The organism is Enterobacter sp. BNK-13 (assembly GCF_048685015.1).
GTDB classification, from domain to species: domain Bacteria; phylum Pseudomonadota; class Gammaproteobacteria; order Enterobacterales; family Enterobacteriaceae; genus Enterobacter; species Enterobacter quasiroggenkampii.
Map to the genome: position 1 here is coordinate 3,622,135 of NZ_JBLQTP010000001.1, position 22,697 is coordinate 3,644,831.

Here is a 22,697-nt window from a genome sequence, read left to right on the forward strand (position 1 = left end):
TAAAAAACCCCGGCTTGCCGGGGTTTTTTATTTACGCTTTGCGCTTCACAGGCTTCTTCACACTCGAATTACCGTTCGAACGCTGATGCACAATCGGCGTGTGCTTGGTCAGCGCCGGGCGCGTATTGCGGTTCTGGCGACGCGCTTCGCGCATCTCCTCCAGCGTCGGGGCCGGTACCAGACAGTCGCGGCGCGAGCCGATCAGGTGTTTTTTACCCATCTCTTCCAGCGCCTGGCGGATCAGCGGCCAGTTTTTCGGATCGTGGTAACGCAGCAGCGCCTTGTGCAGACGACGCTGTTTATCCCCTTTCGGCACCACCACCTCTTCACTTTTGTAGCCAATCTTACTCAGCGGGTTCTTGCCGGTGTAATACATGGTCGTCGAGTTAGCGAGCGGTGACGGATAGAAGTTCTGCACCTGATCCAGGCGGAAGCGGCGCTGCTTCAGCCACAGCGCCAGGTTAACCATGTCCTCATCACGCGTGCCCGGGTGCGCGGAGATGAAGTACGGGATCAGATACTGCTCTTTGCCTGCCTGCTTCGAGTAGGTGTCGAACAGCTCTTTAAAGCGGTCGTAGCTGCCCATGCCCGGCTTCATCATCTTCGACAGCGGGCCTTCTTCGGTATGCTCCGGCGCAATCTTCAGATAGCCGCCGACGTGGTGCGTCGCCAGCTCTTTGATGTAGCGCGGATCTTCCACGGCAATGTCATAACGTACCCCGGACGCGATGAGGATCTTCTTGATGCCCTTCAGATCGCGCGCGCGTCGGTAGAGGTTAATCGTTGGCTCGTGGTTGGTATCCATGTGCTCGCAAATGCTCGGATAGACGCAGGAGAGACGGCGGCAGGTTTGCTCCGCGCGCGGCGACTTGCAGCGCAGCATATACATGTTCGCGGTTGGACCGCCAAGATCGGAAATCACGCCGGTAAAGCCCGGTACGGTGTCGCGAATGGCTTCGATCTCGTTGATGATCGACTCTTCCGAACGGCTCTGAATGATACGCCCCTCGTGCTCGGTAATGGAGCAGAAGGAGCACCCGCCGAAGCAGCCGCGCATGATGTTGATCGAGAAGCGGATCATCTCATACGCCGGGATACGGGCGTTGCCGTACGCCGGGTGCGGCACGCGCTTGTACGGCAGCGCAAAGACGCTGTCCATCTCTTCGGTGGAGAGCGGGATGGCCGGCGGGTTGATCCAGATAAAGCGCTCGCCGTGCTTCTGCATCAGCGCGCGGGCGCAGCCCGGGTTGGTTTCATGGTGCAGAATACGGGACGCATGGGCGTAGAGCACCTTGTCGGCTTTCACCTTCTCATAGGACGGCAGCAGCACGTAGGTCTTTTCCCACGGCTTCGGGCGCGGCGGCTGCACGACGATAGCCTTCGCTTCCGCTTTCTTTGGTTCTACCGGTTTGTTATCCGCACACGGCAGATCGTCGCCATACGGATGTGGGATCGGGTCTATTTTGCCCGGCATATCGATGATGCGGGAATCCACGCCGCGCCAGCCCGGCAGCGCCTCTTTTACCATGATCGCGGTATTGCGCACGTCGCGGATGCTGCTCACCGGCTCGCCCTGCGACAGACGGTGCGCCACTTCCACCAGAGGACGCTCGCCGTTTCCGTAAATCAGCATGTCGGCTTTGGAATCTACCAGCACCGAGCGGCGCACGGTATCAGACCAGTAATCGTAGTGCGCGGTACGACGCAGGCTCGCTTCGATGCCGCCCAGGATCACCGGGACGTCTTTCCAGGCTTCTTTGCAGCGCTGGGTATAGACCAGGGTCGCGCGATCCGGACGTTTGCCCGCCACGTTATCCGGCGTGTAGGCGTCGTCATGGCGCAGCTTACGGTCGGCGGTATAGCGGTTGATCATCGAGTCCATGTTACCTGCGGTCACGCCGAAGAACAGGTTGGGTTTACCCAGACGCATAAAGTCGTCTTTGCTGTTCCAGTCAGGCTGGGAGATGATCCCCACGCGGAAGCCCTGCGCTTCAAGCATACGGCCACAGATGGCCATGCCGAAGCTCGGGTGGTCAACATAGGCATCGCCCGTGACCAGAATGATGTCGCAGCTGTCCCAGCCCAGTTGGTCCATCTCTTCCCGGGACATCGGCAGGAACGGCGCCGGTCCAAAGCAGGCCGCCCAGTACTGGGGCCAGGAGAAGAGGTCACGATCCGGCTGGATCAGGGAAATTGCGCTCATAATGCTTCCGAAGAAAAAATAGACAAAAGGGCGGGGATTATACGCTGGATCATTGTGGGAAATGAAGGGGTATTTATTGCCCGGTGGCGCTACGCTTACCGGGCCTGAGGGGCTGTAGGTCGGGTAAGGCGAAGCCGCCACCCGACTCGTTTTACGGCGCCGGGTTGACCAGCATTTGTCCCACCGAACCCCTGTCCATCATCTCCAGCGTCTGGCTGTGGAACAGGAACGGGAAGTGCGGCCACGAAGGCTGGCCGTAATAGACCAACAGTTCCACCTGGCCGTCCACCCAGACGGTATCTTTCCAGCCTCGATCTTCCGGGAACGGCATCGCGCCGTTGACGTTGCGGATCAGGAACGACACTCCTTCAATATGGAACGACTGCGGCATATCTGAACGCACCGTCCAGCGCTCCCAGGTGCCCTGCTGCGCGGTGATGTCAATGCGGTTGACGTCCCACAGCGCGCCGTTGATGCCCGGGTCGTCGCCCAGGCTGATATCGCGGCTGCGCACCGGCGAGCCGCTCATGATCTCCTGCGGCAGCAGACGCATGGGCAGGCTATCGGTCACCAGCGGCAGCAGGCCGGTTGGGCGCAGGGTCAGCACCAGGGTCGAGACCAGAATGCTCGACGGTTCAAAGAACCCGCGAATACGGTCGACAATGCTGGCCGCTTCACCGCAGGTGACAGACACTTCATCCCCGTTGGTCATATCAATGAGAATTTCGCGACGCTCACCCGGCGCGAGCGCCAACTGTTTGACGGACACCGGCGCCGGTAAAAAGCCCTGATCGCCGGAGATCACGTGCAGCGGACGGCCATCGCTCATCTGCAGCTGATAGCGGCGCGAGTTAGACGCGTTGAGCAGGCGCAGGCGCACCCAGCCACGGGACACTTCGACATACGGGCTCTGCGCGCCGTTAACCAGCAGCGTATCGCCGACGAAGCCACCGCTGCCCGGCTCGCTGTATTCCGGCGTGCCGAAATTATCCAGACGTTTGTCCTGGATGATAATCGGGAAGTCATCCACGCCGTAGTGGTTCGGGATCGGCAGGGATTTGCTGACTTCATCTTCCACCAGCCACATGCCGGCCAGGCCGTTATAGACCTGCTGCGCCGTGCGGTTAGGCGTGTTGGCGTGATACCACAGGGTTGCCGCACTCTGGCGAATCGGCAGAACGGGCGCCCAGTCGGCACTGGGTGACATCATGCGCGCCGCGCCGCCAATCAGCGGGCCAGGCACCTGCAGGCCGCTGATGGTCATGGCGACATTTTCAGGGGTACGGTTACTGTAGATGAGCTTAACGTCATCGCCATTCCACACGCGTATGGTCGGCCCAAGATAACGTCCGTTAATGCCCCAGACCGGCGCACGCGTCCCCTGGGTAAAGGACCAGTGGCTGCGCTGCAGCGTCAGGAAAAGCGGCTGACCGCGACGGGATTCAATGAGTGGCGGAATAGGCAGCGGCTGTTGCTGCCCGGCGGCGCTGGCTGTCAGCGGCATCGCACCCGCACAAAGGGCGATCCCCGAAGCCTGAATAAACTGACGCCGACTGAGTGACATATAAGCTCCATCTGAAACGACTAACAACGCGGGAATTCGTTTTCCCTTCAACGCCGGATTAAATCTTACCGGCGGCTTCTCTCTCTGCGACTTCTTTGTCGAGCAGCGCAATATGCTCAGCCATCAGATCACGGCAGTGCGCGGCCAGCTCGCGCACCTGATCTTTACCGTATTTGCTGGTATCGACGGGTGGCAGCATTTCGACAATCACCAGCCCGTTATTCAGGCGGTTAAGATTAATCTTATTCGAAGTATTGGAAACGCACACAGGAATAATTGGAACACCTGCCGCAATTGCGGCATGAAACGCACCGGTTTTAAACGGCAGCAGGCCGCGGCCGCGGCTACGCGTCCCTTCCGGGAACATCCAGATTGAAATTTTGCGCTTTTTAAAATGATTCACCACTTCCGCAATGGTGCTGTGCGCTTTTGCACGGTTATTACGGTCGATCAGCAGGTTACCGGTAAGCCAGTACAGCTGACCAAAAAACGGGATCCACAGCAGGCTTTTTTTGCCCACCGTCACGGTCGGTGGAAGCACGATATTAGAGGCCGTCACCATATCGTAGTTGTTCTGATGGTTGGCGATATAGATGGCGTTACCGAAATTCTCCGCCCCTTCCGGCAGACGTTTTTCAACTTTCAGACCAAACAGCGGCGCAAGACGCCCGAACATATGGCCAAAGGTGGCGACATGCTTCGGATTACGCGGGCTGAACAGGCAATAAATAGAGCCGAAAATACAGACCAGAATGCAGTAGATAACGGTAAGAATAAGACGAACAATATATAGCATAGCGACCTCTGAAGCCCCAACAGCTGACAATTATACTTCACCTGTGGCCAGGTAAGGACTTTATTACGAGCGCGTATTGTTAATCGCAACGCACGAATTAACAACGATTTTACGGGAAATTTTATTGAAATTCCCCCTCCGGACAGAGGGGGATATCACGACATTACTCTTCGCTGTCACCTGCAGCGCTGCGTGCAGGAGAGTCAATCTCCACGCGATCGATACGCTGCAGACCGCGCATCAGCGAGCCGCGGCGACCGCGCTCACCCACCACCTTCTGCAGCTCTTCCGGACGAAGCTTGATTTTGCGCTTGCCGACGTGAATGGTCAGCGTGCTCTGCGGCGGCAGCAGGAAGAGGTGCGCCAGGCCATCTTCGCCTTTCGCGGCCTCCGCCGACGGGATGTTGATGATCTTGTTGCCCTTGCCTTTTGACAGCTCAGGCAGATCGCTGACCGGGAACATCAGCATACGTCCGGCGGTGGTGATAGCCAGCAGCATGTCGCTTTCGTTCTCGATCACCAGCGGTGCCATCACGTGAGCGTTGTCCGGCAGGCTAATCAGCGCCTTACCGGCACGGTTGCGGGAAACCAGATCGTTGAAGGTACAGATAAAGCCGTAGCCCGCATCAGACGCCAGCAGCAGCTTCTGGTCATCAGCTTCCATCAGCATATGGTCAACCGTCGCGCCCGGCGGCAGCGTCAGCTTACCTGTGAGCGGCTCGCCCTGCCCACGCGCGGAAGGCAGCGTGATCGGGTCAATCGCGTAGCTGCGCCCGGTGGAGTCGATAAACGCTACCGGCTGGTTGCTCTTGCCTTTCACCGCCGCTTTGAAGCTGTCGCCCGCTTTGTAGCTGAGCCCCGGCGCGTCGATATCGTGGCCTTTGGCGCTGCGCACCCAGCCGCTCTGCGACAGGACAATGGTCACCGGCTCGGACGGCTGCATGTCGTGCTCGTTCATCGCCTTCGCTTCTTCGCGCTCGTGCAGCGGAGAACGACGGTCGTCGCCAAACGCGTCGGCATCGGCCTGCAGCTCTTTCTTCAGCAGGGTATTCATCTTGCGTTCGGACGCGAGGATCGCCTGCAGCTGATCGCGCTCTTTTTCCAGTTCGTTCTGCTCGCCGCGGATCTTCATCTCTTCCAGTTTGGCGAGATGGCGCAGCTTCAGTTCAAGGATCGCTTCGGCCTGGGTTTCGCTGATGCCAAAGCGCGACATCAGGGCGGGCTTCGGCTCGTCCTCGGTACGGATGATCTCAATCACCTCGTCGATATTGAGGAACGCCACCAGCAAACCTTCAAGGATATGCAGGCGCTTAAGCACTTTCTCCAGACGATGGTTCAGACGACGGCGTACCGTATCGCGGCGGAACGTCAGCCATTCGGTGAGGATCTCCAGCAGGTTTTTCACCGCCGGGCGTCCGTCGAGGCCGATCATGTTCAGGTTGATGCGGTAGCTTTTTTCCAGATCGGTGGTGGCAAACAGGTGGTTCATCACCTGCTCCATGTCCACGCGGTTGGAGCGCGGCACGATCACCAGACGGGTCGGGTTCTCGTGGTCCGATTCGTCGCGCAGGTCGTCGACCATCGGCAGCTTTTTATTGCGCATCTGGGAGGCGATCTGCTCCAGCACTTTGGCACCGGAAACCTGATGCGGCAGCGCGGTGATGACTACGGCGCCGTCTTCTTTATTCCACACCGCACGCATGCGTACGGAGCCGCGACCGTTCTGGTAGATTTTGCGGATTTCCGCGCGCGAGGTGATGATTTCGGCTTCGGTCGGGAAATCCGGACCCTGCACGATATCCAGCAGATCGTCGAGCGAGGCTTTCGGCTGCTCAATCAGGGTGATGGCGGCTTTCGCCACTTCACGCAGGTTGTGCGGCGGAATGTCCGTCGCCATACCGACCGCAATCCCGGTGGTGCCATTCAGCAGGATGTTCGGCAGACGCGCAGGCAGCATCTTCGGCTCCTGCAGCGTACCGTCGAAGTTCGGTACCCAGTCAACGGTCCCCTGCCCCAGCTCGCCCAGCAGCACTTCGGCATATTTAGAGAGGCGGGATTCGGTATAACGCATCGCCGCGAAGGATTTCGGATCGTCCGGCGCACCCCAGTTCCCCTGACCATCCACCAGCGGGTAGCGGTAAGAGAACGGCTGGGCCATCAGCACCATCGCTTCATAACAGGCGCTGTCGCCGTGCGGATGGTATTTACCCAGTACGTCACCGACGGTACGGGCGGATTTCTTGAACTTGGCGGTGGCGTTGAGCCCCAGCTCGGACATCGCATACACGATGCGGCGCTGAACGGGCTTCAGGCCATCCCCGATAAACGGCAACGCCCTGTCCATGATGACGTACATGGAGTAGTTCAGGTAGGCGTTTTCCGTGAATTCATGTAGCGCGAGGCGCTCTGCCATATCGCTCATTACGTGTGATTCCTCAACTCAGAAACCGAAGGGTTTCAGGCAATATTGCCGCAGATACTACCCTATCTGACGAGTTGAGTCACAAAGAAAAAGGGCCGCTTATGCGGCCCTTTCCGGGTTATTTGTTCAGCTTAATGACCTGCTTCACGTCGATTTCAAAATCGTTCCACTCTTTATCGACCTTGCCCTGGATTTCCACTTTATCCTGAGGGCTGACGGTCACGCCGTTCCAGCGCTTGTGGTCAATTTCCACGTTCACCGTGCCGGTCTCATCACGGAAGGTGTAGCGGTCATCGGACAGGCGCTGGGTGATGTTCCCGCGCAGCTTCACCCAGCTGTCGTCCTTCATCTCTTTGACCTTCACCGCGGTGGTGAGGTTGGCGTCGTTATCGACAAAACCGCCTGCCTGCGTTTGGGTCTGTGCGGCAGACGGGCCGTTAAATCCGCCCTGCGCGGCAAAAACGGGGGCAGTGGTCATCATCATGATGGCGGCAATAGCAGCGAATTTTTTCATATTAACTCTCCCTTTAATCTGGTTTCGCAGTCCATTAAACAGGGTAATCCTTAACAACTTCTTAAGGGAAAAATTTATTTATTATTGCTGTACAGCAGGCGCTTACAGAGGGTTTACTGACGGCATCAAGGAGGGAATATGCGCATTTTACTGGTAGAAGACGACACGTTAATCGGCGACGGTATCAGGGCAGGTTTAAGCAAAATGGGCTTTAGCGTGGACTGGTTTACCGACGGTAAAACCGGTCAGGCCGCGCTCGCGTCTGCGCCCTACGATGCCGTGGTGCTGGATCTGACGCTGCCGGAAATCGACGGTCTGGACATCCTGCGCGCGTGGCGCGAAAGCGGGCGCAGCGAGCCGGTATTGATCCTGACCGCGCGGGATGCACTTAACCAGCGCGTGGAAGGACTGCGTCTTGGCGCGGATGATTATCTCTGCAAGCCGTTCGCGCTGATTGAAGTGGGTGCCCGCCTTGAGGCGCTGGTCCGCCGCAGCCACGGCCAGACGCATAGCGAACTACGCCACGGCAAGGTTACGCTCGATCCGACCCGACTCGTCGCCACGCTGGACGGTGAACCGCTGACGCTGAAGCCGAAAGAGTTCGCCCTGCTGGAACTGCTGATGCGCAATGCAGGCCGCGTGCTCCCTCGCAAGACGATTGAGGAAAAACTGTATACCTGGGATGACGACGTCTCCAGCAACGCGGTAGAAGTCCACGTTCATCACCTGCGCCGCAAGCTTGGCAGCGAATTTATCCGCACCGTGCACGGCATCGGCTATACCCTGGGTGACGCATGAAGCTGACGCAACGCCTGAGCCTGAAGCTGCGCCTGACGCTCCTCTTTTTAGCGCTCTCCCTGACGGCATGGTTTGCCGCCAGCCTGGTGGCCTGGCAGCAGACCACCCACAAGCTGGATAAGCTCTTCGACACGCAGCAGATGCTGTTTGCCAAACGGCTGCTGACGATGGATCTTGACGAGATCCGCGCCCCCGAACGGATGCGCGAGATCCCAAAGAAAGTGAAGCATGGTCGTCTCGATGACGACGCGCTGGCTTTCGCCATTTACGCCGTCGACGGCAAAATGCTGCTGAACGACGGCGAGAACGGGCGCGATATTCCGTATCACTATCGCCGCGACGGGTTTGCTAACGGGCAGCTCCAGGACGACAACGACGAATGGCGTTTCCTGTGGCTGACCTCACCCGACGGGAAGTACCGCGTGGTGGTCGGTCAGGAGTGGGAGTACCGCCAGGATATGGCGCTGGACGTGGTCAGCTCGCAGCTCACGCCCTGGCTGGTGGCGCTGCCCGTGATGCTGCTCTTGCTAATTCTCCTCCTGAGCCGGGAGCTGAGGCCGCTGAAAAAGCTGGCGCAGACCCTGCGCTCCCGCTCGCCGGATGCGACCGAGGCGCTTGTGCTTCAGGGCGTCCCCACGGAAGTGCGCCCCCTGCTCGACTCGCTGAATCACCTCTTCGCGCGTACCCAGGAGATGATGACGCGCGAGCGCCGCTTTACGTCCGACGCGGCCCACGAGCTGCGCAGCCCGCTGGCGGCCCTGAAGGTGCAAACTGACGTGGCGCAGCTCTCGCAGGACGATCCACAGGCGCGGGAAAGAGCGCTGGCGCAGCTGCATGCGGGAATCGACCGCGCTTCCCGGCTGGTGGACCAACTCCTCACGCTGTCGCGTCTGGACTCGCTGGACAACCTGGACGATGTCGAATCGATAACGCTTGCCGATTTACTGCAGTCGGCGGTGCTGGATATCTGGCATCCGGCGCAGCAGGCAGGGATTGATATTCGCCTCAACAACCATGCCCCGCAGGTCAAGCGTCAGGGACAGCCCCTGCTGCTCAGCCTGCTGGTGCGCAACCTGCTGGACAATGCCATCCGCTACAGTCCGCGCGGCAGCGTGGTGGACGTTACGCTGGACGCGAGTAGCTTTAGCGTGCGCGACAACGGTCCCGGCGTTGACCCCGAGGTGCTGGCGCGCATCGGCGAGCGTTTTTATCGTCCACCGGGCCAGAACGCCACGGGCAGCGGGCTGGGACTCTCTATCGTCAGGCGCATTGCCGCGCTGCACGGAATGCGCGTCTCGCTGAGCAATGCGGCGGAAGGCGGCTTTGAGGTGAAGGTCAGCTGGTAACGGATTATTGCATCTCCAGCAAAAGACTTTGCACATTTTGCTCATTTTTCCGCTCCGTCCTCGCGCGTAGAATACCCGGCATACTCTCATCGTCGAGGACAAAAAATGAGCAACATTCTGATTATTAACGGTGCAAAAGAATTTGCGCACTCTAAAGGCCAGCTGAATGACACCCTGACCGAGGTCGCGGATGGTTTCCTGCGCGACGCCGGGCATGATGTTAAGGTCGTGCGTGCAGACAGTAACTACGACGTGAAGGCCGAAGTGCAGAACTTCCTGTGGGCTGACGTGGTGATCTGGCAGATGCCAGGCTGGTGGATGGGCGCGCCGTGGACCGTGAAAAAATACATGGACGACGTGTTCACCGAAGGTCATGGCTCTCTGTATGCCAGCGATGGCCGCACCCGCTCTGACGCGTCCAAAAAATACGGTTCAGGCGGCCTGATTCAGGGCAAAAAATATATGCTGTCACTGACCTGGAACGCCCCGCTGGAAGCCTTCACCGAGAAAGATCAGTTCTTCGAAGGCGTGGGCGTGGACGGCGCGTACCTGCCGTTCCACAAGGCGAATCAGTTCCTGGGCATGGATCCGCTGCCGACCTTTATCGTCAACGACGTGATTAAAATGCCTGATGTCCCGAGCTATATCGCAGAATATCGCAAGCATCTCGCGAAAATTTTTGCTTAACTGGTAGCCTGGAATTAAAGGAGTAGTAAACATGCTTACCGTTATCGCAGAAATCCGTACTCGTCCAGGTCAACATCACCGCCAGGCGGTGCTGGATCAGTTCGCGAAAATTATCCCGACCGTACTGAAAGAAGAAGGCTGCCACGGCTACGCGCCGATGGTGGATGCCGCCACTGACGCCAGCTTCCAGGCAACCGCGCCAGACTCAATCATCATGGTTGAGCAGTGGGAAACCGTCGCGCATCTTGAAGCGCATCTGCAGACCGCGCACATGAAAGCGTGGAGCGACGCGGTGAAGGGTGACGTGCTGGAAACCCACATCCGCATCCTGGAGCAAGGGGTTTAAGTTCGTGGAATTTGCCGGGTGGCACTGCGTTTACCCGGCCTACAAAACCTGAACCGTAGGCCCGGTAAGCGCTAGCGCCACCGGGCTTTGTTGTTTTTAGCTGCTTTTCTTCCCCGGTTTTAACCCGCGATGGAGCTCATTGATGCGCTTCATTGACTTGATGGTGCGCTGCGGCTCGGTGGAGGCGACGGACAAAATGATCATCTCCAGACAGAGCAGCACCGTGCCGTGGAGCGGGATTTTACCCTTTTCGCCGCCGCGCGGAACGTGGATCACCACGCTGGCCTCCTTACTGAAACGCGAATCAAGGGCGTTGGTCAGCAGGATGGTGGGAATGCCCAGACGTTTTGCTTCACGCAGGGTGGTTTGCCCCTCCCGGTGCGCGGATTTCTGCGCCATCATCACCAGCACGTCGCCGCGCTGAAGCGCAATCAGCTGTTCGGCAAGCCCGATCCCGGTACGGTTGAGCGGCGTAGCGGGTAACCCCATACGGCTGAACAGCCTGGCGGTGTACTCCGCCAGAATGCCGGAGGCGCCAATGCCAAATATGGCGACCTGCCTTGCCTGTGCCAGCAGTGAGACCGCCTGCGCCATCGCGTAGCGGTTGTGGGGCTCGGATAACACCTCGCAGGTGTGCTGATGTCCCTCCAGCACGAAATCAATGCTCGCGTTGACGTCGCTGGCGAGCGTGTTCACCGTGGTGGACATCTTTTCGCTGGAGGTGACCACCGGTCCAAACCACTGCTCCAGCGTCTGCTTGAGATCGCGCAGCCCGGCGAAACCCAGCGCCTGTATGGCGCGGACCACCGTGGCATCCGAGGTTTTCAATACGGCAGCAATCTCCATGGCGGTCTGCTCCATCACCGCCTCGCGGTTGTCATGGATATAGCGTGCGACCTGCAGCAGACGCGGCGTCAGTTGATGCGCCCGCGCGCGAAAGCGGTCGCCATAGACATCCACGCGCCCTTTCTCTTTGCGGATCACCGTGACGCCTCCGGCAGCGGACGCCCGGCAATCTGCGACTGCACCTGCGCGGCCATCAGCCCTAATGACGCGAACGAATTCGAGATCGCCTCTTCACGCGAGATCAGCACGTAGCGCCCGGTTCGGCAGGCAGTCAGGAACTGACACCAGCCCGGCATGACCGCCTCCATTGCCGCCAGCTCGTCCTGCGGTTTACCGCCCGTATCCCCGCGCCAGGTCGCGAAGACGAAATCGGCATCCAGCTCCGGCAGGCGCTCGGCGCTGACGTCGCTCCGCCCCCCTTCCGGGATGGCCTCAATCAGTGGCGGGAAGGTGAAACCGGCGTCACGCAGCACGCGGCCCAGCGAGTGGTAACTGTGCATAGCGTTGATTTTCCCCTGATTAGCCTGAATCACCGACACGGTGATTTTGCGCGTGTCGATGGTCGCCTTCAGCGCCTTGATTTGTTCCTGATAGCGGCGTTCCAGAATGTTTAGCCTTGCCTGCGTGCCCGTGAGCTGCGCCAGCTTGCGGTAGATTTCCGGCGCGCCGCCGTCGAGATGATCGATGCTCACCGTCGGGGCAATTTTCGCCAGCTGTTCCACCGGGGTGTTGCGGGTCGGCTCGGTAACGATCAGGTCAGGTTTTGCGGCGGCGATGGCTTCGATGTCGATATCGGCCGTGCCGATAAATTTGATATCGGAATTATCGAAGTCGACGCCGGTTAACATGCCGCTGGAGCGCAGAAAGTGGCTGCCGTCCGGCCGCGTGCGGCCATGGCTCGCCACCGGCGGCACGCCAAGCTCAATCAGCGGAATGGTGATATCCAGGTCGTGTAAGGAAACAATCCGCTTCGGATGAACCGGCACAACCACCTTGCGTCCCAAATCGTCGGTAAATACCTGCGTCGGCTCCGCCGCGCTCACCGCGAACCCCACCAGCAACAGCATCGAAAACAGTACGCGCATCATAGTCCCCTAAAATCTGTCCCGACGCTGCCAGAGCAGCAGCAGGAAAAACGGTCCGCCAATCAATGAAATCACAATTCCCGCCGGCAGCTGCAGCGGGAGGAATGCCAGACGTCCGACGTTATCCGCCAGCAGCACCAGCAGCGCCCCCAGCACGGCGCTTCCCGTCAGGAGCGCGGTTTGCCCACCGCGCAGCAGCAGGCGCGCCATGTGCGGGGCAATCAGCCCCACGAAGCCAATGCTGCCCACGCAGGAGACGCAGGCCGCCGTCAGCACCACCGGAGCGAGAACCCGCAGCAGCGCCAGCCGGGTTGTGCGCACGCCAAGGCCCGTAGCGGCCTGATTGCCGAGCAACGCCACGTCCGCGGCCCGGGCGGTAAACAGCAGCAGCGCAAACGCGGGGGCGGCCCAGAGTGCGGCCAGGCCCACCAGCGTCCAGTTTGCCGCATGCAGGCTTCCCGCCAGCCACAGCATCGCCGTCTGCACGTCACGCACGTCAGCGGTGGTCATAAAGACGCCCATCGCTGCGGCAAACGCCCACGACACGCCGATGCCGATCAGGATGAACCGCGGGCGCGAGATATCGCGCGCCAGGACGATCACCAGCAGCGCGGTGAGCAGCCCACCGGCCATGCCGACCAGCGGACGCCAGGCCAGGCTCAGCGCCGGGAACTGAAAAATCAGCAGCAGTACCGCCGCGCTACAGCCCTCCTTCACGCCGATAAGCCCCGGGTCAGCCAGACCGTTGCGGGTGATGGACTGCATCGCCGCCCCCGCCATGCCGAGCATCGCGCCGCACAGCACCGCCATCAGCAGGCGCGGCAGGCGGATATCCATCACGACGTAGCGCGTCTCCTTCGTCAGACTTTCAGGCGAAAACAGCGCGCGCCCGATGGCGGAGGTTGGAATGGGCAGAGAACCGTGCGTCAGGCCAAAGCCCAGCAGGCTTAGCGCCGCCAGCACGAAAAGCGACAGGTACGCCAGCGCTTTCGGGCGAATCAGCGCCGACAGGTGGCCAACGCGGATCGCGCGGAGTCCGGCCCGGTTCATTTGAACATCCTCGACGCCATAAAGATGAACACGGGCGCGCCGACCAGGGCCGTCATGATGCCGGTTGCCAGCTCCCAGGGGGTAAGCAGCGTGCGGGCAGCGATATCCGCCAGCAGCAACACCAGCGCGCCGCACAGGGCCGACAGCGGCACCATCACGCGCAAATCGACCGACACCAGACGGCGGATGAGCTGCGGCACCACAAGGCCGATAAAGCCAATCGGTCCGGCGAGGGAGACGGCCGCGCCGCAGAGCAGCGCGATGGCCAGCAGGGCAAGGAGGCGGGTTTTCAGCAGCGACACGCCAAGCCCCTGCGCCATTCTGTCGCCCAGCGCCAGCATGTTGAGCGAGGGCGACAGCCCGATAGCAAGAATAAAACCGGCTGCTGCAGCCCACAGGGCACTCTGGAGCATCTGCGCGTTGACTCCGGCGATATCACCTGCCAGCCAGGTGCGCAGAGAGAGCAGCGTCTGTTCATCCAGGATTAACACCGCGGCGGTAATCGACGAGGCAAACGCCGACATCGCCACGCCGCACAGGGTGACCTTCATCGGCGTGAGCCCGGTACGACCGGTCGAGGAGAACATCAGCACCAGCAGAAACAGCGCGGCGGCACCGACGGCGGCAATCAGCGGGCGACCAAACGGCAGCGAAAGCCCAAACGCGCTGGCGATCACCACCGCCAGCGCTGCCCCGGCGTTGAGCCCCAGAATATGCGGCTCGCCGAGCGGGTTGCGGATCACGGACTGCAGCAGCACGCCCGCCACGCCGAGCGCGGCGCCTGTCACCATTGCGGTGCAGAGGCGCAGCAGTCGTAGTCTGATGATGATGTTATGGTCGAAATTGCGCGGATCGAAGTGAAAGAATGCCTCGACTACCGTCCGAGGAGGGATAAACCGCGCCCCGATACCGAGATGCACAATCGCGCCCAGCGCCAGCAGCAATGTAAAAATCAGGAAGGCGAGAGAAGCGCGCATCATGGGTGTTCAAGGCTCTGGCGAAACGGCATAAAGAACGGTTTGCCGGTCAAGGGGTTGATGGACATATGCACGTCCACATCAAACACCGCTTTGATCAGCTCCGGCGTGCAGGCGTCGCCTTCATGTAACACCCCCTCGACTTTCCCCTGGCGTAAAAAGACCAGTGAATCACCGTAGTTCACGGCAAAGTTGAGATCGTGCAGCACCACCACGACGGTACGCCCGTGCTCACGCGTCAGCGTATGCAGAAGCTCGAGGATCTCCACCTGATAGCGAAGATCGAGGTACGTCGTCGGCTCGTCAAGCAGGATATACGGCGTTTGCTGCGCCAGCGCCATGGCGATCCAGCAGCGCTGACGCTGGCCGCCGGATAAGCTTTCCACCGGCATATGGGCAAACTCTGCCGTGCCGGTCAGCCGCAGGGCCTCTTCCACCGCCCGCTCGTCCTCGTCGCTCCACTGACGCATAACGTTTTGCCAGGGAAAACGCCCGCGCGAGACCAGTTCAAAAACGGTTAACCCTTCCGGCAGCAGCGGCGACTGCGGGAGAATGCCAAGCTGACGGGCGACCGCTTTGGTAGGCTGCTCATGAATGGCTTTACCGTCCAGCAGCGCGGTTCCCCCAAGCGGCTGCAGCAGCCGCGCGATAGTGCTCAACAGCGTGGATTTTCCACAGCCGTTCGCCCCGACCAGCACCGTCATTTTCTGCTGAGGGATCGCAAGGGAGATATCATCAACGATGATTTTTTTCTGATAGCCCGCAGAGAGGTTCTCCAGAACCAGACCCGGTTTGTGTGTGTTGTGAGCCACGTGAACGCCAACGTAATGAAAAACCAACAAATAAAAATAAAACTCATTCTCTTTTGAGAGTTTGACGCCGCGCCATGTAGTAGTCAAGCGAAGAAACACCCTGAAAAAACCAGGGGTAAACCAGAGAAAAAATGAGTCCATCAAGGCTTTTAAAAACATTTATTTCAATGAGTTAAACATCAACCCGCTGCGCTTACGTACGCGGTTAACTGCTGTAGTCGATTTTTTCTTTTTTCCATTTACTACTACATTCCCGCATGATTGAATGATTCTCAATTACATGTCCGATGCCACTTCCGGCTAACGGGCAGACCGTAAAGGGCAATGACTCACACAGTTTGCCGCGAACGCATTCGCGGGATATTTCGGGATAACAGATGTAATGGCTACGTTCACACCTTCACTCTCAGGGATAAAAGGGCGCGCGCTCTTTTCACTGCTGTTTATGGCGCCGCTGGCGCAGGCAGCAGACACCACCGCGGCTAAAGACGGCGAAACGCTTACCGTCACCGCCGCTCCAAATACTCCGGCGGAAGCCACCAACGGCTACCAGCCGCTGAACACCTCTACCGCAACGCTGACCAACATGCCGATGCTGGATATCCCGCAGGTGGTCAATACCGTCAGCGATAACGTGCTGCAGGATCAGCACGCCACCACGCTGGATGAGGCGCTCTATAACGTCAGCAACGTAGTGCAGACCAATACCCTGGGCGGTACGCAGGATGCCTTTGTGCGCCGCGGGTTTGGCGCGAACCGCGACGGGTCAATCATGACCAACGGCCTGCGCACCGTCCTGCCGCGCAGCTTTAACGCCGCCACCGAGCGCGTGGAGGTGCTGAAAGGCCCGGCCTCCACGCTTTACGGCATTCTCGATCCGGGCGGCCTGATTAACGTCGTCACCAAACGCCCGGAGAAGACCTTCGGCGGTTCCCTTTCCGCCACCTCTTCCAGCTTTGGCGGCGGCACCGGACAGGTCGATGTGACCGGCCCGATCGACGGCACGCGCCTGGCGTATCGCCTCACGGGTGAGTATCAGGACGAAGATTACTGGCGTAATTTTGGCAACGAACGCAGCACCTTTATCGCCCCGTCGCTCACCTGGTTCGGCGACGATGCCACCGTGACCGTGCTCTATTCACATCGCGATTATAAGACGCCGTTCGATCGCGGTACGATCTTCGATCTCAACACCAAAAAGGCCGTTGATGTCGATCGCAAAACCCGCTTTGACGAACCGTTTAACATCACCGACGGGCAGTCCGACCTCGCTCAGCTCAACGCGGAATACCGTCTTAACAGCCAGTGGACCGCGAAGTTCGACTACAGCTACAGCCAGGACAAATACAGCGATAACCAGGCCCGCGTGATGGCCTACGATGCAAAAACCGGCAACCTGACCCGCCGCGTGGATGCGACTCAGGGCTCGACCCAGCGCATGCACAGCACCCGCGCGGATCTGCAGGGGAATGTGGATATTGCGGGCTTTTACAATGAGATCCTGACCGGCGTGTCGTATGAGAATTACGATCTGTTGCGCACGGACATGATGCGCTGTAAAAACGTCAAGGATTTCAATATCTATCACCCGACGTATGGCCATCTCGGCAAATGCACCACCGTGTCGGCGTCCGACAGCGACCAGACGCTCAAGCAGGAAAGCTACTCTGCGTACGCGCAGGATGCCCTGTACCTGACCGATAAGTGGATCGCCGTCGCCGGGATGCGCTATCAGTATTACACCCAGTACGCGGGCAAAGGCCGTCCGTTCAACGTCAACACCGACAGCCGCGACGAACAGTGGACGCCAAAGCTGGGGCTGGTCTATAAGCTCACGCCATCCGTCTCACTGTTTGCCAACTACTCGCAGACGTTTATGCCGCAGTCGTCCATTGCGAGCTACATCGGCGACCTGCCGCCGGAAACGTCGAATGCTTACGAAGTGGGCGCGAAGTTCGACCTGTTCGACGGGGTTACGGCCAATATCGCGCTGTTTGATATTCACAAACGCAACGTGCTGTACAACGAAAGCGTGGGGGGTGAAACCATCGCCAAAACCGCGGGCCGCGTGCGCTCCCAGGGCGTGGAGGTGGATCTTGCCGGATCGCTGACCGAGAACACCAATATCATCGCCAGCTACGGGTATACCGACGCGAAGGTGCTGGAAGACCCGGACTACGCGGGCAAACCGTTGCCGAACGTGCCGCGCCACACCGGCTCACTGTTCCTGACCTACGACATTCATAATGCGTTTGCCGGGAATACCCTGACGCTGGGCGGCGGGGGGCACGGCGTGAGCCGTCGTTCCGCGACCAACGGCGCGGATTATTATCTGCCGGGCTATTTTGTGGCGGATGCGTTTGCGGCGTATAAGATGAAGCTGCAGTATCCGGTGACGCTGCAGGTGAACGTGAAGAACCTGTTTGATAAGACCTACTACACGTCGTCCATTGCGACCAACAACCTGGGCAACCAGATTGGCGACCCGCGCGAAGTGCAGTTTACGGTGAAGATGGAGTTTTGATGTCAGTGCGGGGTGTTCCCCTCACCCTAACCCTCTCCCCAAAGGGGCGAGGGGATCGATCGTAGGCCCGGTAAGCGCAGCGCCACCGGGCAAAAAAAAGCCCTGCATCGCAGGGCTTTTTCAGCATCAGGCCTCAATATCCGCCATATCGCCTTTCTCCTGCAGCCAGTTACGACGGTCTTCCGAACGTTTCTTGGCAAGGAGCATATCCATCATAGCGTTGGTCTGCTGTTCGTCTTCGTCGCTGATCGTCAGCTGCACCAGACGGCGCGTGTTCGGATCCAGCGTCGTTTCGCGCAGCTGCATCGGGTTCATCTCGCCCAGCCCTTTAAAGCGCTGCACGTTAGGCTTACCCTTCTTACGCTTCAGCTGTTCCAGCACGCCCGCTTTCTCTTCTTCCGTCAGTGCGTAGTACACCTCTTTGCCGAGGTCGATACGGTACAGCGGCGGCAGCGCCACATAGACGTGACCGTTTTTCACCAGCGTGCGGAAGTGCTTCACAAACAGCGCGCACAGCAGCGTGGCGATGTGCAGACCATCGGAGTCCGCATCCGCGAGGATACAGATCTTGCCGTAGCGCAGCTGGCTCAGATCGTCGCTGTCCGGATCGATGCCGATCGCGACCGAGATATCGTGGACTTCCTGCGAGGCCAGCACTTCATCAGACGAGACCTCCCAGGTGTTCAGGATCTTACCCTTGAGCGGCATGATCGCCTGATATTCACGATCGCGCGCCTGCTTGGCCGACCCGCCCGCCGAGTCCCCTTCCACGAGGAACAGTTCGGTACGGTTGAGATCCTGCGCGGTACAGTCTGCCAGCTTGCCCGGCAGCGCAGGGCCGCTGGTCAGCTTTTTACGCACCACTTTCTTCGCGGCACGCAGACGACGCTGGGCGCTGGAAATCGCCATTTCAGCCAGCATTTCTGCCGCCTGAACGTTCTGGTTCAGCCACAGGGTAAACGCATCTTTCACCACACCGGAAACGAACGCCGCGCACTGGCGTGACGACAGGCGCTCTTTGGTCTGACCGGCAAACTGCGGATCCTGCATCTTCACGGAGAGCACGTAGGCGCAGCGGTCCCAGATATCTTCCGCCGACAGCTTCACGCCGCGCGGCAGGATATTGCGGTATTCGCAGAATTCGCGCATCGCATCCAGCAGCCCCTGACGCAGGCCATTGACGTGGGTCCCGCCGAGCATAGTGGGGATCAGGTTAACGTAGCTTTCGGTCAGCAGCTCGCCGCCTTCCGGCAGCCACAGCAGCGCCCAGTCCACCGCTTCGGTGTCGCCGGTGAAATTGCCGACGAACGGTTTTTCCGGCAGCGTCGGCAGGCCGTTTACCGCTTCGCACAGATAGTCATTAAGGCCATCTTCGTAGCGCCAGGTCTGCTCGGTGTTGTTGACGTTATCCTTAAAGGTAATTTCCACGCCCGGGCACAGCACCGCTTTGGCTTTCAGCAGGTGCGTCAGGCGGGAAACGGAAAAGCGCGGGCTGTCGAAGAAACTCTCGTCAGGCCAGAAGTGAACGCTGGTGCCGGTGTTGCGTTTGCCACACGTCCCGACAACCTGCAGATCCTGCACCTTCTCGCCGTTTTCAAACGCGATGTTGTACACCTGACCATCGCGACGGACGTTCACTTCCACGCGTTTGGACAGGGCGTTGACGACGGAAATCCCCACGCCGTGCAGGCCGCCGGAGAACTGGTAGTTTTTGTTGGAGAACTTACCGCCCGCATGCAGACGACAGAGAATCAGCTCAACGGCCGGGACGCCCTCTTCCGGGTGGATATCCACCGGCATGCCGCGCCCGTCGTCAATGACTTCCAGCGACTGATCGGCGTGCAGGATGACGTCAACGCGTTTGGCATGGCCCGCCAGCGCTTCGTCCACACTGTTATCAATAACTTCCTGGCCCAGATGGTTTGGGCGCGTCGTATCGGTGTACATCCCCGGGCGGCGGCGAACCGGCTCAAGCCCGGTGAGGACCTCAATGGCATCAGCGTTATAGGTTTGCGTCATGATTTAAACTAGCAATTCGCATTGATTGTCAGTGGCTGTGCAGTCCAAGAAAATCGACAATCTGGGTGAAATGATTCTCAAAGCCCGTGAAAGCATGGTTTCCGCCCTCTTCTATAGTCTGGCGGCAGGAGGCGTAATACGCCACTGCCTGGCGGTAATCCAGCACTTCATCTCCCGTCTGCTGCAGCAGCCAGATGAGATCCGGCGCCTCGAGCGGGTCGACCTGCATAACTTTGAGATCGTAAATATGGCGTGACTCTAGCACATATTGCTGGCCGGTGTAGGGGTTCTCGTTTTCGCCAAGAAAGTCCCGCAGCAGCTCAAATGGCCGTACCGCCGGATTAACCACCACGGCGGGCAGCATAAAGCATTGCGAGAGCCAGGTGGCGTAATACCCGCCCAGCGATGAACCGACCACGCCGAAGGTTTCGCCGCCGTGCGCAAGCACAATGGATTCCAGCATCTCCGCGGCTTCTGCCGGGTAAGGCGGCAGCTGAGGGATAATCATCTCAACGTCGGGGTGATGCTCGCTCAGCCACTGGCGAAACTGTGTCGCTTTTGCGGAGCGCGGCGAGCTGTTGAATCCGTGCAGATAAAGGAGCGTAGACATCAATAGCCTTCTGAAGCGGTGTCCGGGCGGAATTGTGCGCCGGTCAAACGGCAGACTTCCGTGGTCAGCGTGCCGTCGGCATGCAGTTCCAGCCAGCGCCAGCCTGGCGCGATGGTATCCAGCGTAAAGTTGGCGCAGTGCGGCTTAAACTGAACGCAGGTCGACGGCGTCGCCAGCATGCGGCGCCCGTTCCAGTCGAGATCCTGCTCCTGGTGAATATGCCCACACAGCAGATTTTTCACCCGCGGGAACTTCGCGAGCACGCGATCCAGCGCCGCGGAGTTGCGCAGACTGTGCTGATCGAGCCAGCTGCAGCCCGCCGGCAGAGGATGATGATGAAGCAACAGCAGCGTGTGACGTTCAGGTTCAGCAGCCAGTTTGGTCTCCAGCCAGTCGAGCTGAAACTCGCTTAACTCACCGTGCGGGACGCCAAACACCTGGCTGTCCAACAGCAGGATCTGCCACTGGTCACCCGCAAAAACACATTTCGCCGGAGAAATCCCCGCATCCTGAAGAGAACTGTACATGGCGGGCTGGAAATCGTGGTTGCCTGGCAGCCAGACGCAGGGCACGCTAAAGCTCGCGATGCCTTCAGCAAAATGCTGGTAGGCCGCGGAAGATTGGTCCTGCGCCAGATCGCCCGTTGCGACAATCAGATCGCATGCACGGTTTTCAGCGTGAATGGCGCTCAGTACCGCCTGATAACTCTCCCAGGTGTTCACCCCCAGCAGCGTTTCATGCTTTTCGGCAAAAAGGTGGGTATCGGTGATTTGTAATATCCTGACTGGCGCCCCACCAGCAACAGTCAGGTTCAACAGGCTTTCCAAATGGTGTCCTTAGGTAGGTTTATGACGCTAACAAACCGGAATCGCCATTGCTCCATGTGCTAAACAATATCTTAGCCAGTCGGCTAAAAACTGGTTAATTTGATGCTTTTCGTCGCGTTGATGCAACTTTTTATTCGGGTAATCATACCGCGCCTTGAAGCGAAAGATCTGCTGGCTTGAACACACTTCAGCGACCATCGCGTCGTGATAGAGGCGTACCGTCATCGACGGCAGGCTCCAGTAGCTAATGCTGGGAGCCGTTTGCTCAATTTCCACCAGCGTAGTGTAGCGCGTTGATTCTGTTATCGTTAATCGATACTGCGCATTGCTCACCTGATAGCTTACCGTTTCGCCGGGTGCGTCGTTTCTCGGCAGCAGGCGGCGCAATTGTGCGAAATTGGTTTCGCACAGGCGCATCATTTCTGGGAAGTCAGGCGTATAACGCTTCATTTTTTCCACTCGTTTCGTAATGTCTGATAATGCAGCTGCAGCCATTGCAGGGCGATGACAGACGCTGCGTTGTCGATTTTCCCCTCTTCTACCCACTGGTAAGCCTGTTCCCGGCTTACCACATGAACCCGAATATCTTCGTTTTCATCAGCCAGACCGTGAATGCCTTCTGCGGTCGTGGCGTCCACTTCGCCCACCATTATGGATAAGCGTTCGCTGGTGCCTCCCGGGCTTGCCAGATAGCTCAGCACCGGTTTGGTACGGCCGACCACCAGCCCCGCCTCTTCCAGCGCCTCGCGCCGGGCGACGTCCTCAACCGACTCGCCTTCTTCGATCATCCCGGCCACCATCTCCAGCAGCCACGGGCTCTCACTGACGTCATAAGCGGCGATGCGGATCTGCTCCACCAGCACAACTTCGTCACGCACTGGGTCAAAGGGTAGCAAGACTGCCGCATGCCCGCGCTCAAAAATTTCGCGTCTGATTTCGCCGCTCATTTCCCCGTTAAACAGGCGATGCCTGAAACGGTAAAGATCCATTGAAAAAAAACCGCTATAAAGCGTTTCTCGTGCAATAATTTCTACATCGTTTTTGGCGAAAGTCACGGGCAACTTATCTGGTTTTTGCATGAGTCGAGTCCTGGTAGCAATGGTGATGAAATTGTGAATTTCAAGGCTGTTTGGCTGCCGTTTGTAAGGCTATATGGTAGATTGGTGCAAATTACCGCCAGATGGCACGTAACGCCAACCTTTTGGTGTGGATGATTCTGTTAGAATCGGCAATTATTTTTTAATTAGATCAGCGCTAATACTGCTTCACAA

At 58.9% G+C, this 22,697-nt stretch carries 20 protein-coding genes; 5 read left to right on the forward strand and 15 right to left on the reverse strand.

Annotated features, from left to right (window positions below):
- Window positions 1-31: 31 nt before the first annotated feature.
- From ACMGGQ_RS17400 to ACMGGQ_RS17420, 5 genes are all read right to left on the reverse strand, one after another.
- Window positions 32-2,203, reverse strand: coding sequence for a YgiQ family radical SAM protein (locus tag ACMGGQ_RS17400; protein ID WP_262789982.1), 2,172 nt, complete (start codon window positions 2,201-2,203; stop codon window positions 32-34).
- Window positions 2,204-2,354: 151 nt separating this feature from the next.
- Window positions 2,355-3,767: a cell division protein FtsP gene (gene ftsP / locus ACMGGQ_RS17405; RefSeq protein WP_045909971.1), complete on the reverse strand. Its 1,413-nt coding sequence runs from the start codon at window positions 3,765-3,767 to the stop codon at window positions 2,355-2,357.
- A 58-nt stretch (window positions 3,768-3,825) separates the two neighbouring features.
- Window positions 3,826-4,563 carry a 1-acylglycerol-3-phosphate O-acyltransferase gene (plsC, locus tag ACMGGQ_RS17410; RefSeq protein WP_024906505.1) on the reverse strand — a complete coding sequence of 246 codons (738 nt, stop codon included), beginning with the start codon at window positions 4,561-4,563 and terminating at the stop codon, window positions 3,826-3,828.
- 163 nt (window positions 4,564-4,726) lie between these two features.
- The gene (parC, locus tag ACMGGQ_RS17415) at window positions 4,727-6,985 is read right to left on the reverse strand and encodes a DNA topoisomerase IV subunit A (protein WP_045909972.1); all 2,259 of its coding nucleotides are present in this window, start codon (window positions 6,983-6,985) and stop codon (window positions 4,727-4,729) included.
- A gap of 118 nt (window positions 6,986-7,103) precedes the next feature.
- The gene (locus tag ACMGGQ_RS17420) at window positions 7,104-7,499 is read right to left on the reverse strand and encodes a YgiW/YdeI family stress tolerance OB fold protein (protein WP_420290334.1); all 396 of its coding nucleotides are present in this window, start codon (window positions 7,497-7,499) and stop codon (window positions 7,104-7,106) included.
- A gap of 138 nt (window positions 7,500-7,637) precedes the next feature.
- On the opposite strand from ACMGGQ_RS17420, the gene qseB reads away from it, so the two are divergent.
- The 4 genes from qseB (at window position 7,638) to ACMGGQ_RS17440 (ending at window position 10,676) form a co-directional block, all read left to right on the forward strand.
- A complete protein-coding gene (qseB, locus tag ACMGGQ_RS17425) occupies window positions 7,638-8,297 on the forward strand; it encodes a quorum sensing response regulator transcription factor QseB (RefSeq protein ID WP_023326078.1) in 660 nt (219 codons plus the stop codon).
- Window positions 8,294-9,643, forward strand: a complete 1,350-nt coding sequence (qseC, locus tag ACMGGQ_RS17430) for a quorum sensing histidine kinase QseC (protein ID WP_420290335.1) — start codon at window positions 8,294-8,296, stop codon at window positions 9,641-9,643. The genes qseB and qseC overlap by 4 nt, the downstream gene beginning before the upstream one ends.
- Before the next feature lie 105 nt (window positions 9,644-9,748).
- Window positions 9,749-10,330 (forward strand): NAD(P)H-dependent oxidoreductase, encoded by a 582-nt coding sequence (locus tag ACMGGQ_RS17435; RefSeq protein WP_024906501.1) that lies wholly within the window; start codon window positions 9,749-9,751, stop codon window positions 10,328-10,330.
- Between the two features lie 31 nt (window positions 10,331-10,361).
- Window positions 10,362-10,676, forward strand: coding sequence for a putative quinol monooxygenase (locus tag ACMGGQ_RS17440; RefSeq protein WP_008502984.1), 315 nt, complete (start codon window positions 10,362-10,364; stop codon window positions 10,674-10,676).
- Window positions 10,677-10,772: 96 nt separating this feature from the next.
- Here the strand turns inward: ACMGGQ_RS17440 and ACMGGQ_RS17445 are convergent, their stop codons facing one another.
- Genes ACMGGQ_RS17445 through ACMGGQ_RS17465 form a run of 5 tightly spaced genes read right to left on the reverse strand, consistent with a single transcriptional unit; the run spans window position 10,773 to window position 15,446 of the window.
- Window positions 10,773-11,660 (reverse strand): MurR/RpiR family transcriptional regulator, encoded by an 888-nt coding sequence (locus ACMGGQ_RS17445; protein ID WP_032664435.1) that lies wholly within the window; start codon window positions 11,658-11,660, stop codon window positions 10,773-10,775.
- A complete protein-coding gene (locus tag ACMGGQ_RS17450; RefSeq protein ID WP_420290336.1) occupies window positions 11,657-12,607 on the reverse strand; it encodes an iron-siderophore ABC transporter substrate-binding protein in 951 nt (316 codons plus the stop codon). The genes ACMGGQ_RS17445 and ACMGGQ_RS17450 overlap by 4 nt, the downstream gene beginning before the upstream one ends.
- A gap of 9 nt (window positions 12,608-12,616) precedes the next feature.
- Window positions 12,617-13,657, reverse strand: coding sequence for a FecCD family ABC transporter permease (locus tag ACMGGQ_RS17455; protein WP_420290337.1), 1,041 nt, complete (start codon window positions 13,655-13,657; stop codon window positions 12,617-12,619).
- On the reverse strand, window positions 13,654-14,637 hold the full coding sequence (locus ACMGGQ_RS17460) for a FecCD family ABC transporter permease (RefSeq protein ID WP_420290338.1): 984 nt from the start codon (window positions 14,635-14,637) through the stop codon (window positions 13,654-13,656). Before ACMGGQ_RS17460 ends, ACMGGQ_RS17455 begins: the two co-directional genes overlap by 4 nt.
- Window positions 14,634-15,446 carry an ATP-binding cassette domain-containing protein gene (locus tag ACMGGQ_RS17465; protein ID WP_063622597.1) on the reverse strand — a complete coding sequence of 271 codons (813 nt, stop codon included), beginning with the start codon at window positions 15,444-15,446 and terminating at the stop codon, window positions 14,634-14,636. Before ACMGGQ_RS17465 ends, ACMGGQ_RS17460 begins: the two co-directional genes overlap by 4 nt.
- 382 nt (window positions 15,447-15,828) lie before the next feature.
- On the opposite strand from ACMGGQ_RS17465, the gene ACMGGQ_RS17470 reads away from it, so the two are divergent.
- Window positions 15,829-17,970: a TonB-dependent siderophore receptor gene (locus ACMGGQ_RS17470; protein WP_420290339.1), complete on the forward strand. Its 2,142-nt coding sequence runs from the start codon at window positions 15,829-15,831 to the stop codon at window positions 17,968-17,970.
- 126 nt (window positions 17,971-18,096) lie between these two features.
- Here the strand turns inward: ACMGGQ_RS17470 and parE are convergent, their stop codons facing one another.
- From parE to nudF, 5 genes are read right to left on the reverse strand one after another with little or no spacing between them, the layout of a single operon-like run.
- Window positions 18,097-19,989 (reverse strand): DNA topoisomerase IV subunit B, encoded by a 1,893-nt coding sequence (gene parE / locus ACMGGQ_RS17475; RefSeq protein WP_014833290.1) that lies wholly within the window; start codon window positions 19,987-19,989, stop codon window positions 18,097-18,099.
- 28 nt (window positions 19,990-20,017) lie between these two features.
- Window positions 20,018-20,599 (reverse strand): esterase YqiA, encoded by a 582-nt coding sequence (gene yqiA, locus ACMGGQ_RS17480; protein WP_008502976.1) that lies wholly within the window; start codon window positions 20,597-20,599, stop codon window positions 20,018-20,020.
- On the reverse strand, window positions 20,599-21,426 hold the full coding sequence (gene cpdA / locus ACMGGQ_RS17485; RefSeq protein WP_045909978.1) for a 3',5'-cyclic-AMP phosphodiesterase: 828 nt from the start codon (window positions 21,424-21,426) through the stop codon (window positions 20,599-20,601). The genes yqiA and cpdA overlap by 1 nt, the downstream gene beginning before the upstream one ends.
- Window positions 21,427-21,453: 27 nt before the next feature.
- Entirely contained in the window at window positions 21,454-21,876 is a 423-nt protein-coding gene (locus ACMGGQ_RS17490) for a DUF1249 family protein (protein ID WP_003862516.1), read from the reverse strand.
- Entirely contained in the window at window positions 21,873-22,505 is a 633-nt protein-coding gene (gene nudF, locus ACMGGQ_RS17495) for an ADP-ribose diphosphatase (protein ID WP_024906492.1), read from the reverse strand. Before nudF ends, ACMGGQ_RS17490 begins: the two co-directional genes overlap by 4 nt.
- Between the last annotated feature and the right edge of the window lie 192 nt (window positions 22,506-22,697).